This is a genomic window from Streptacidiphilus cavernicola (genome assembly GCF_042510955.1).
Taxonomy (GTDB): Bacteria; Actinomycetota; Actinomycetes; order Streptomycetales; family Streptomycetaceae; genus Streptacidiphilus; species Streptacidiphilus cavernicola.
Window position 1 is genome coordinate 1 of record NZ_JBHFAB010000044.1, and the last position, 11,862, is coordinate 11,862.

The 11,862-nt window shown below is 73.3% G+C and carries 6 protein-coding genes and 1 pseudogene; all 7 read left to right on the forward strand.

Annotated elements, in window-relative coordinates:
- Positions 1 to 588: 588 nt before the first annotated feature.
- Complete coding sequence (locus tag ACEZDE_RS33515; protein ID WP_380544914.1) at positions 589 to 2,574, forward strand: ATP-binding protein; 1,986 nt, start codon at positions 589 to 591, stop codon at positions 2,572 to 2,574.
- A 210-nt stretch (positions 2,575 to 2,784) separates the two neighbouring features.
- Positions 2,785 to 4,401 (forward strand): PucR family transcriptional regulator, encoded by a 1,617-nt coding sequence (locus ACEZDE_RS33520; RefSeq protein ID WP_380544917.1) that lies wholly within the window; start codon positions 2,785 to 2,787, stop codon positions 4,399 to 4,401.
- A 199-nt stretch (positions 4,402 to 4,600) separates the two neighbouring features.
- Entirely contained in the window at positions 4,601 to 6,046 is a 1,446-nt protein-coding gene (locus ACEZDE_RS33525) for an aldehyde dehydrogenase family protein (protein WP_380544920.1), read from the forward strand.
- 288 nt (positions 6,047 to 6,334) lie between these two features.
- Positions 6,335 to 8,914, forward strand: a complete 2,580-nt coding sequence (locus tag ACEZDE_RS33530) for a S53 family peptidase (protein WP_380544923.1) — start codon at positions 6,335 to 6,337, stop codon at positions 8,912 to 8,914.
- A 92-nt stretch (positions 8,915 to 9,006) separates the two neighbouring features.
- The gene (gene dxr / locus ACEZDE_RS33535) at positions 9,007 to 10,263 is read left to right on the forward strand and encodes a 1-deoxy-D-xylulose-5-phosphate reductoisomerase (protein ID WP_380544926.1); all 1,257 of its coding nucleotides are present in this window, start codon (positions 9,007 to 9,009) and stop codon (positions 10,261 to 10,263) included.
- Positions 10,260 to 11,561, forward strand: a complete 1,302-nt coding sequence (locus ACEZDE_RS33540; protein ID WP_380544929.1) for a M50 family metallopeptidase — start codon at positions 10,260 to 10,262, stop codon at positions 11,559 to 11,561. Before dxr ends, ACEZDE_RS33540 begins: the two co-directional genes overlap by 4 nt.
- 178 nt (positions 11,562 to 11,739) lie before the next feature.
- Positions 11,740 to 11,862 (forward strand): annotated as a pseudogene (locus ACEZDE_RS33545) (flavodoxin-dependent (E)-4-hydroxy-3-methylbut-2-enyl-diphosphate synthase); the annotation flags it as partial.

Here is an 11,862-nt window from a genome sequence, read left to right on the forward strand (position 1 = left end):
GGGAGGGAGGGTCCGCCGGGCAGCTGCCCGGCGCCGGACGTGACAGCGCTCATGAGTGGTCTCCCGGAGAAGGGTGGGGGCGGGTGGGCGGTGCGCTTCGTACCTCTTCGTACCTTCGCAGGCTACGGCGGGACGGTAGGGGGCGCATACGCCGCGGGGGAGTGGTGTCGGGGTGGGAGTTGTCCTGGCCGGACATCGCGGGTGGGGGCGGGGTGCGGGTGGTGCGAGGGGAGAGGAAGGGGAGGGACGGGAGCGGTTCGGGCCGGGTGCGGGGGGTGGTGCGTTCCGCGAGCCTCTGCTCGGGAGGGCGATGGTCCACTAGATTGGGAGCTTTGGTGGGCTCGCGCGAGGGAGCGGACTGCGATGTCGGTGGGTGGCGCGCGGGAGGGGCGGACGTCCGGAGGGCCGGGGGTTGCGCCGCAGGTGTCGGGGGCGGAGTACCCGGCGGTGCCGCCGTATCCGACCTATCTGCCGGGGACGGGCGGGGCCGGCGGCCCCGGGGGTGCTGGGCAACAGGCTCGGATTCCCGGGCAGCAGCCCGGGGGGCACGGGTTCGATCTGGTGGGGTGGCTGTCGGCGGAACGGCAGGTGGGGAAGCCGGGGGTGTTCGCGCTGGGGCCTGCGGCCAGGACGCCGCGGGAGCAGGAGGACGCGGACGCCCAACTGTCCGCCTGGAAGCTGCTGCTGCGAGCCGGACTGAACGCGCTGGTGGCCTGGACCGCCTATATCTACCTGCTGCCCGTGGTCTGGGGATTCCTGGGTTGGATCGTGCCCACTGCCCTGAAGGGCGGCAGTGTCAGCTGGATCGTCCCGCTCCTGGTGGAGATCGCCTACATCGCACTGTTGATCAAGATGTTCGGGCGGATGGGGCGTTGGACTCTGGTGTGGCGGCGGTACGGGCGGCCCGTGGTGCGGAAGGCTGTGGGGCTGGCTGAGCGGCAGACGGCGGTGCCGGTGAAGGCCGAGGCGCAGCCGGTGGTGGATCCGTGGTGGGCGTTCCGGGGGTTGGCGGGGGCCGGGGGGCTGGCGCTGCTGGATCAGGAGACCGCGGCGGGACGGGTGGGGGACGTCGACCACCAGCGGTTGAACCGGGCGCTGGAGTGCGTGCGCGACTACCCGGAGCGGTTGGCCGCGCTGCTGGACGCGGTGCGTGAGCACGGCGCTGCCGCCTGCGGGCACCCGTCGGGGACGCGTGACCTGCCGGGACGGCACGGCGCGCGGCATGACCTGCTGCTGCGTCAGGTGCGGCTCGGCTCCGCCGAGGACGTGCCGAAGAATCCCGCCGCCTACCGCGGCGTCGACCTCGCGCTGGACCCCGCCCTGCTCGGCACCTCGCTGCTCGCCGTCGGTCCGGCCGGCACCGGGAAGACCCGGAGCCTGGCCCGTCCACTCGCCGAGTCGCTCTGCCTGCAGGCGCTCTCCGGGACGGCCGTGGTGGTCGTGGTCGGCGCGGCCGACGCCGATCTGGGGCCGCTGGGCTGGTACGACGTCGTGGTCGCCCCGGGCGACCCGGCCTCCCGCTACGGGCTCGACCTGTACGGGGGGGCCCGCAGGCTTGAGGAGGCCGTCGCCCGGCTGGCCGACGCACTGCTGCCGGAGGAACTGGTGCCGCGTGCGGAGGGCGCTCGGCAGGCGCTGCAGCAGGTGGTGGTCCCGTACGCGGCGGCGTACGGCCGTCCACCGGGGCTGCGCGAGCTGTGCCGGCTGCTGCGCGGCGAGGCGGGGGCCTGGGACGAGCTGCGCTCGGCCGCGCACGCCGCCGGGGTGCTGATGGACCATCAGTACGAGCTGGCCCAGCGGGAACGGATGCACGGTCAGGTCGACGACCCCGGTGCGCTGCTGGCGGACCGGCTCAGCCTGCTCGACCGTCCGGCCTTCGCCGGTGCGTTCAACCAGCCTGCCGGGGAGACCTCTGCCGGGCAGCCGCAGCCGCAGCTGCCGTTGTTCGCGATGCACGCGCTGGACCATCCGCTCCGGGTGCGGATCGCGCTGCCCGAGCACAGCCACCCCGAGGCGGCCCGGATCATCGCCCGCCTCGCCGTGGGCCAGTTCCTGTACGCGGCCGGTACCCGCCAGGACCGGTCGCTGTTCGCCGGCCTGGTCGTGGACGACGCCTCCGCCGTGGTCGACGTCCACTCCGTCCGGGGGCTGCAGCGGCTGCGCGGGGCCCACGCCGGGGCGACGCTGCTGCTGCGCACGCTGACCGACCTGCCGGAGACGCTCAGGACGCCGCTGTTCGGCGCGGTCGGCGGTCGGATGGCCTTCCCCGGGATCGCTCCCTGGGACGGCAAGCTGTTCGCCGAGGCGTGGGGGACGGTGTGGGTGGACGAGCGCGACGTCACCCGGGCCCCGGACACCTCCGGCGGCCTGTTCAAGCGGAGCTGGCGTGCCGCGCGCACGGTGCTCGCCGGGGAGCGGGCGCACACCGAGAGCGTCACCACCCGCCGGGTCGAGCGCCGCCGCTGGTCGGCCTCGGACCTGGCGCAGGTGCTTCCCGGCGGCCACGCGGTGCTGTCGCTGACGGCGGTCGACGGCACGCCGGTGCCGCCGCTGCTGCTCGACCTGCGGTCGTAGCGGGAGCGGGCTACCGGGGCCGGCAGCGGCCGGGAACCGGAGCGCAGGCCGGAGGGACGGTTCGCGCGCCGACCAGTGCGACGGTGGGGCAGAATCGGAAGCGGTCGTTGTCCATGACGGCTGGTACCGCAACATGCCGCACAGCACGCACGCACAAACATGCCGCACCCGGGCGCAGCGCCGCGTCCGGGGACCGTCCGCGAAGGTGACATGACCGTCCACAGCACCACCCCGAACGCCGCCCACGGCCCCGCCCCGAGCAACGCTGCTCCGGGCAACAGCAACGCTGCTCCGGGCAGCGCCGCGCCCACCGCGGTGACGCTGTCCTCGCTGGTCGGGATACCCGCGCTGCATCTGACCGTGCTGGCCGGGGCGGAGCAGCTCGACCGGCCGGTGCGCTGGGTGCACACCAGTGAGCTGGACGACCCGATCCCCTACCTGGAGGGCGGCGAACTGCTGCTCACCACCGGCCTGAAGCTCGGCCGGAGCCGGGAGAAGCAGCGCAGCTACGTGCACCGGCTCGCCGACGCCGGGGTCGCCGGGCTCGGGTTCGGGGTCGGCCTCAGCTATGGCGAGGTCCCGGCGGCGCTGGTGGAGGCGGCGGCGGAGCGCGAGCTGCCGCTGATCCAGGTGCCGCAGCCAACGCCGTTCATCGCGCTCAGCAAGGCGGTCACCGCCGCGCTCGCGGCCGAGCAGTACCTCGCGGTGACCACCAGCTTCGAGGCGCAGGAGGAGCTGACCCGGGCCGCTCTGGGCAAGGACGGCACCGGCGCGCTGGTCCGCCGGCTGGCCGGACGGCTCGGCGGCTGGGCCGCGCTCTACGACAGCTCGGGCGCGGTGGTGGTGGCCGCGCCGGACTGGGCCGCCCGCCGGGCCAACCGGCTGCGCCCCGAGGTGGACCGGCTGCGCAGCCGCCCGGCCCCGTCCAGCGCCGCGCTGCAGAACGCGCAGAAGGACCAGGACTACGTGGTGCTGCAGTCGCTGGGCGCGGACCGCCGGGCCCGGGGCTTCCTGGCCGTCGGCACCGAGGACCGGCTGACCCCGACCGAGCGCTATGTGGTCAACGCCGCGGTCGCGCTGCTGACGCTGACCCTGGAGCGTTCCCGCGACCTGCGCCGGGCCGAGGAGCGGATGCGGACCGCGCTGCTGCGGCTGGTGCTGGCCGGGGAGATCGCCACCGCCCGCGAGGTGGCCGGGCCGCTGCTGGGCGGGCTGCCGGAGGGCCAGGTCCGGGTGCTGCTGGCCGAGGGCGAGCCGCTCTCCGCGCTCGGCGACCTGGCCGAGCAGTCCGCCACCCGTACGGGTGAGCCGCTGCTGCTCGCCCCGGAGGGCGAGCGGATGGTGCTGCTGGCGCTGGACGGCGGCAGCGTGCACACCGACTGCCTCGCGGCGGTGCAGGACCTGGACGGCCTTTCGCTGGGCATCTCCGCGCCGACCACCCCGGAGGCGGCCGGGGCGGCCTTCGCCCAGGCCGAGCGGGCCCTCGCGGTGGCGCTGCGCAGCGGTCGGCGCAGCGTGGACCACGACGAGGTGGGCACCGGGTCGCTGCTCCCGCTGCTGGCCGACGAGGCGGTGCTGGCCTTCGCCGACGCACTGCTGCGGCCGCTGCGCGAGCACGACCGCACCTCCCGCGGCGACCTGGAGGCCAGCCTGCACGCCTGGCTGTCGCACCACGGGCAGTGGGACGCCGCCGCGGTCGACCTGGGCGTGCACCGGCACACCCTGCGCTACCGGATGCGCCGGGTAGAGGAACTGCTGGGCCGCTCGCTGGACGACACCGATGTGCGGATGGAGCTGTGGCTGGCGCTGCGCACCCGGGGCGAGTAACGCGGGACCGCGTGGCGCGGGGCCGAGCAGCCCATGGCGAGCGCAACGCCGGGCAGCGCCCGCACGGGGTTCGCCGTCGGCACTCCGCTCTGTCCTGTCCGATCGCCCCGACTGTTACGCAACGGACAAGCTCCCGGGACGCAGCCGCGTCCTACCGTGGAGTCATTCACCACTTCGCGCAGAAAGGCCGGTGACCTCGGTGACCAGCACCCACGCATTCTGGCTGGCGGGTCGGCAGGAGAGCGGCACGGAGACCTTCGAGGTCCACCACCCGTGGGACGGCAGCCTGGTCGGCACCGTCAGCGTCCCGACCGAGGCCCAGGTCGAGGCGGCCGTCGCCGCGGCGGTCGCGGTCCAGGACGAGTTCGCCGCCACCCCGGCCTACGTCCGCGCCGCCGCGCTGGACCATGTCGCCAAGCGGCTCGCCGAGCGCTCCGAGGAGCTGGCCCGGCTGATCACCGCCGAGAACGGCAAGCCGATCAAGTGGGCCCGCGGCGAGATCGGCCGTGCCGCCTCGGTGTTCCGCTGGGCCGCCGAGGAGGCCCGGCGCTTCAACAGCGGCGAGGGCCAGCGGCTCGACACCGACGCGGGCGGCACCGGTCGGCTGGCGGTCACCCGCCGCTTCACCCGCGGCGCCGTGCTCGGCATCGCGCCGTTCAACTTCCCGCTGAACCTGGTGGCGCACAAGGTCGCCCCGGCCATCGCGGTCGGCGCGCCGATCATCCTCAAGCCCGCCCCGGCCACCCCGCTCTCGGCGCTGGCGCTGGGCGAGATCCTGGCCGAGACCGACCTCCCGGCCGGTTCCTGGAGCGTGCTGCCGGTCGCCAACGACCGTATGCCCGCCCTGGTCCAGGACCCGCGGCTGCCGGTGATCTCGTTCACCGGCTCGGACCGGGTCGGCTACCAGATCATGGACTCGGTGCCGCGCAAGCACGTCACCCTGGAACTGGGCGGCAACGCCGCGGCCGTGGTGCTGGCCGACTGGTCCAGCGAGGCGGACCTCGACTGGGCCGCGAGCCGGATCGCGACCTTCGCCAACTACCAGGGCGGCCAGTCCTGCATCTCGGTGCAGCGGGTCATCGCCGACGCCTCGGTCTACGACCGGCTGGTGGCCAAGGTCGTCGCCAAGGTCGGCGAGCAGGTCACCGGCGACCCCTCGGACGACGCCGTGGACGTCGGCCCGCTGGTCAACGAGGACGCCGCCAAGCGGGTCGAGTCCTGGGTGGACGAGGCCGTGGCGGCGGGCGCGGTGCTGCACGCGGGCGGCAAGCGGGACGGCGCCTCCTACGCGCCGACGGTGCTCGCGGACGTCCCGGCCGGAGTCACCCTGGCCACCGAGGAGGTGTTCGGCCCGGTGCTGACGCTGGCTCGGGCCGAGGACACCACCGCCGCGTTCGCGCTCGTCAACGACTCCAAGTTCGGCCTGCAGGCGGGTGTGTTCACCCATGACGTGCAGTCCGCGTTCCGGGCCCACCGCGAGCTGGAGGTGGGTGGCGTGATCATCGGCGACGCGCCCTCCTACCGCGCCGACCAGATGCCGTACGGCGGGGTGAAGGACTCCGGCACCGGCCGCGAGGGTGTCGCCTTCGCGATGGCGGACTACACCTACGAGCGGGTCATGGTGTTGACCGGGCTGGCGCTCTGAAGCCGCTCCGGCCGCCGGGCTCCTGACGTTCCAGCAGGTCAGGAGCCCGATTCGACTCCGGTGCCCGCTCGGCGGGACGATGGGCGCCGGAGCGGACTGACCCACCGTCACCACCCGGCTCCGGCACGCCCTGCCGGAGCCGGGTGTCGTTTTCGTCTGTACGATGCCGGACAGGCGTGCGACGGAGAGCGTGATCACCGGGGGCCCGCGCGCCGCGTCGACGCGTTTTCGGCATGTCCGGCGTCACGGCCGCTCCCGGTGCATCCGCCGACGAGAACAGGTCATCAGGTGAGCTACCCGCCGTACGGGGAGAACCCGCAGCAGCCCCCGCACCCCCAGCAGCCGCAGAACCCCAACCCCTACGGCAGGCCGCAGCAACCGCCGCCCCCGGGCAACCCGTACGGCCAACAGCCGCCGCCCCCGCCCGGTCCGTACGGCAGGCCGCAGCAGCCCCCGCCGCAGAATCCCAACCCGTACGGACGGCCGCAGCAGCCCCAGCAGCCGCCGTACCCGCAGCAGCCGAACCCGTACGGCAGGCCGCAGCAGCCCCCGCCACCGCAGAACCCCAACCCGTACGGGCAGCCGCAGTACCCGCCGCCGCAGCAACCGCCGTACCCGCAGCAGCCGCAGTACCCCCAGCCCGGTAATCCCTACGGCGGCCAGCAGCAGCCGCCGCCCCCGTACGGCGGTGCCGGGCGGCCTCCCTACGGCGGGCCGCCGCAGGGGCCGGGCGGCCCCGGCGGTCCGTCTGGGCCGGGCGTCGGTCCGGGGAGCCCCGGCGGCGGCGGGCGTCGTCCGCGCCGCTCCCGCAAGGGCCTGTTCGTGGCGCTCGGCGTGGTGCTGGCGGTGATCGTCGCGGGTACCGCCTACGCGATGCACGGCAGCGGCGGCAGCACGCCCCCGGTCGCCGGCGGCGGTGGCACCAGCAACGACGGCGGCACCGCCTGGGCCCCGCCGGTGTGGGCGACCAAGGCCAATGACATCGGCCCGGCCGACCCCGCCACCGTGGTCACCGGAACGGTGTACTTCGCCAAGGCCAGCAAGGAGGGCGCCGCCGCCTACGCGGCCTCGGTCGGCACCCCCGGCAGCCCGGACTACCACCACTTCCTGACGCCGGCCGAGTTCCACTCCAAGTTCGCCAGCCACGCCAACGCCAGCCAGGCGGTGTCGCAGTGGGTGCAGCAGGAGGGGATGAAGATCCTCTCCCAGGACTCCGAGTCGATCCAGGTCTCCACGACCATCGCCAAGGTGGAGCAGACCCTCGGCATCAAGATCGACCGGTTCAAGCACGGCGGCAAGACCGACCTGTCGCCGACCTCCCAGCCCAGGTACCCGTCCGACGTCGGCGACTACGTCGCCAGCGTCACCGGTCTGACCACCACCAGCCCGGTCGACCAGCCGCCGCCGCCCAGCGTCGGCAAGAAGAAGGCGAACGCGGCGAAGACGGCCACTACGCTCAAGCCCGGCAGCGCGGTCGGGCCGGACACCGCTGTCAAGCCCGACACCAGCAGCGGCCAGGACTGCAGCAGCTACTACGGCGAGTTCCCGGCCACCGGCTACCCGGCGGCCCCCGGGACCGGCGAAACCCCGCCGATGTACCTCTGCGGCTACACGCCGTCGCAGCTGCGCAGCGCCTACGGGGTCACCGCCAGCGGCCTCACCGGCAAGGGGCTGACCATCGCCGTGGTCGACGCCTACTCCTCGCCGACGATCCAGTCGGACCTGGCCGCCTACGACAAGGCGGCCGGCCTCCCCCCGGTCCAACTGACCGTGGTGGAGCCGTCCTCCTACGACGCCGGCAGCACCGCGACCGACGCGGAGAACTGGTACGGCGAGGAGACCCTGGACATCGAGGCGGTGCACACCATCGCCCCGGACGCCAAGATCGTCTACTACGCCGCCCGCTCGACCGACAACGCGGACCTCGACAACCCGCTGCACACCATCGTCGAGCAGCACTCGGCCGACATCGTCACCTGCTCCTGGGGCTCGCCCGAGAACGCCGGGGACCAGAACAACTTCGCTGCCGAGACCCAGATCTTCGAGCAGGGCGCGGCCGAGGGCATCAGCTTCGACTTCTCCACCGGCGACGACGGCGACTCCACGGTGGGCGCCAACCCGTCCTCCCGCCCGGTGGTCCAGTCGCCCGCCGACAACCCCTGGGTCACCGCGGTCGGCGGAACCTCGCTGGGCATCGGCGCGCACGGCCAGTACGCCTGGGAGACCGGCTGGGGCGGCAAGCAGTTCAAGCTCAGCGGCAACAGCTGGGACACCAGCCGGGCCGTCTTCGACGGCGCGGCCGGCGGCGGCAACAGCGGGATCTTCCCGCAGCCCGACTACCAGAAGGGCGTGGTCCCCGACGCGCTCGCCAAGGTGGCCAACCCGGGCCAGGCCGGCCGCGAGCTGCCGGACGTCGCCATGCTCGCCGACCCGCGCACCGGCTTCATGATCGGGATGAGCCAGGGCACGGTCAGCTCGCACCCCAGCGGCGACGGCGTCACCTTCACGGTGTCCGGGACCAGCTTCGGCTTCGTCCCGGTCGGCGGGACCAGCCTGGCCAGCCCGCTGTTCGCGGGGATGGAGGCACTGGCGGCGCAGGCGGCCGGCGGCGACCCGCTCGGCTACGCCAACCCGGTCCTCTACAAGCTCTACGGCTCCGCGCAGTTCCGCGACATACTGCCGAAGCCGCAGGCCCTCGGTCACGACCCGTACCAGGTCGCCCCGGACCAGAACGGGGATCCGGTGCTCGCGGTCGGGGACACCGACACCTCGCTGCGGACCACCAAGGGCTATGACGACGTCACCGGCATCGGCTCGCCCTCGCCGTCCTTCCTGACCTGGTTCAAGGACCACCCCAAGGGCAGCTGACCCCCTTCGGCACCGCCGCCCGCCCGCCTCGGGGCGGGCGGGCACCGACACTTCCGTCATCACCGCACCTGGAGCACGCCACAATGGTCCGCATGGAATCTCTCGCTGACCCGCACCAGCGCTTCGTCCCCGTCGTCGCGGACCCCACCGGGCCCCGCGAGCTGGTGGTCCTCGGATCCACCGGGTCGATCGGGACCCAGGCCATCGACGTGGTGCTGCGCAACCCCGACCGGTTCCGGGTGGTGGGCCTGTCCGCGGCCGGCGGCCGGGTCGAGCTGCTGGCCGAGCAGGCGCTGCGGCTCGGCGTGCGGACGGTGGCGCTGGCGCGGCCCGAGGCGGAGCCGGAACTGCGGGCCGCGCTGGCGGCGAAGGCCGGCCCGGGGCAGGAGCTGCCGGAGATCCTGGCCGGACCTGACGCGGCGACGGAACTGGCCGGCCGGGAGTGCCACTCGGTGCTCAACGGCATCACCGGCTCGATCGGGCTGGCCCCGACCCTGGCCGCACTGGAGGCCGGCCGGGTGCTGGTGCTGGCGAACAAGGAGTCGCTGATCGTCGGCGGCCCGCTGGTCAAGGCCATCGCCCGGCCGGGGCAGATCGTCCCGGTGGACTCCGAGCACACCGCGCTGTTCCAGGGGCTGATGGGCGGCACCCGCAAGGAGGTCCGCAAGCTGGTCGTCACCGCCAGCGGCGGCCCGTTCCGCGGCCGGACCCGGGACGAACTGGCCGGGGTCACCCGGGAGCAGGCGCTGGCCCACCCCAACTGGGACATGGGCCCGGTGATCACCATCAACTCGGCCACCCTGGTCAACAAGGGCCTGGAGGTGATCGAGGCCCACCTGCTCTACGACATCCCGTTCGACCGGATCGAGGTCGTGGTGCATCCGCAGTCGGTGGTTCACTCGATGGTGGAGTTCACCGACGGCTCGACCATGGCCCAGGCCAGCCCGCCGGACATGCGGATGCCGATCTCGCTCGGCCTCGGCTGGCCGGACCGGGTGCCCGACGCCGCGCCGGGATGCGACTGGACCAAGGCCGCGACCTGGGAGTTCTTCCCGCTGGACACCGAGGCCTTCCCCTCGGTCGGGCTGGCCAGGCAGGTCGGCGAGCTGGGCGGTACCGCACCCGCGGTGTTCAACGCCGCCAACGAGGAGTGCGTGGACGCCTTCATGAACGGTCGGCTGCCGTTCACAGGGATCGTGGATACGGTGGCCAAGGTGGTCGCCGAGCACGGGCGGCCCAGCGAGGGAACCGCGCTCACACTCGCGGACGTCCTGGCTGCGGAGACCTGGGCCCGCGCCACCGCGCAGGACCTGATCTCGGCGGCCGGAATCAAGGAAGGTGGCCGATGACGGCACTCATGACGGTCCTCGGCATTGCCATCTTCGCGCTCGGGCTGCTGTTCTCGATCGCCTGGCACGAGCTGGGCCACCTCACCTGGGCGAAGGTCTTCAAGATCCGGGTCCCGCAGTACATGGTCGGCTTCGGCCCGACCGTCTGGTCCCGCAAGAAGGGCGACACCGAGTACGGTCTCAAGGCCATCCCGATGGGCGGCTACATCCGCATGATCGGGATGTTCCCCCCGGGCGCGGACGGAAAGGTCACCGCCCGCAGCACCTCGCCCTGGCGCAGCATGATCGAGGACGCCCGCGCGCAGTCCTACGAGGAGCTGCTGCCCGGCGACGACACCCGGCTGTTCTACACCCGCAAGCCCTGGCAGCGGGTGATCGTGATGTTCGCCGGTCCCTTCATGAACCTGGTCCTGGCGTTCGGCCTGTTCCTGGCCCTGTTCATGGGCGTCGGCGTGGCCACTGCCAACCTCACCGTGCAGACCGTCTCCCAGTGCGTGGTGCCGAGCACCGCCAAGACCGACACCTGCCCGGCCGACGCCAAGCCCTCCCCGGCCGCGGCGGCCGAGCTGCGGGCCGGCGACACCATCGTCTCCTTCGACGGGACCAAGGTCGGCAGCTACGACCAGCTGCAGGGCCTGATCCGCAGCTCGGCGGAGAAGACCGTGCCGATCGTGGTCGAGCGCGGCGGACAGCAGCTCACCCTCACCGCGACCCTGGTCACCAACACCGTCCTGGCCGAGGACAGCAGCGGCAACCCGACCAACGGCACGGTGAAGGCGGGCTTCCTCGGGATCTCCCCGCAGTCGCCGGTGGTCCAGCTCGGCTTCGGCCAGAGCATGAACCGGATGGCCGACATGGCCAGGTCCGGCATCGACTCCATCGGCGCGCTGCCGTCCAAGATCCCGGCGCTCTGGGATTCCGCCTTCGAGGGCGCACCGCGCACCACGGACCAGCCGGTCGGCGTGGTCGGGGTGGCCCGGGTCGGCGGCGAGGCGTTCGCGATGAAGGCGCCGCTGGCGGACAAGTTCGAGTTCGAGATCCAGCTGCTGGCCGGGCTCAACCTCTCGCTGTTCCTGCTCAACATGCTCCCGCTGCTGCCGCTGGACGGCGGCCACATCGCCGGGGCGCTGTGGGAGGCGCTGCGCCGGCACACCGCGCGGGTCTTCCGCCGTCCGGACCCGGGCCACTTCGACGTCGCCAAGCTGATGCCGGTGGCCTACGTGGTGGCGGGCGTGTTCCTCTGCTTCACCGTGCTGGTCATGATCGCCGACGTGGTGAACCCGGTGAAGATCGGCTGACCCGGGCCGGAGCCGGCGCGAATTCCGGACGAACGCCAGGTTGCGGGGCCGGGCAGGAGGTGATCCTGCCCGGCCCCGTGGCGTACGGTTGTGCCGGGAGAGCCGGGACGTCACCGGCTGCCCGGACCGCCGGGAGCCCCGGCAGGTCCGCCACCTCACCTTGGGGACTTTGCAAGAGATGACCGCGATCTCGCTCGGAATGCCGTCCGCTCCGCTCAAGCCGCTTGCTGTGCGGCGGAAGAGTCGTCAGATCATGGTGGGCAGTGTCGCCGTGGGTGGGGATGCGCCGGTGTCGGTGCAG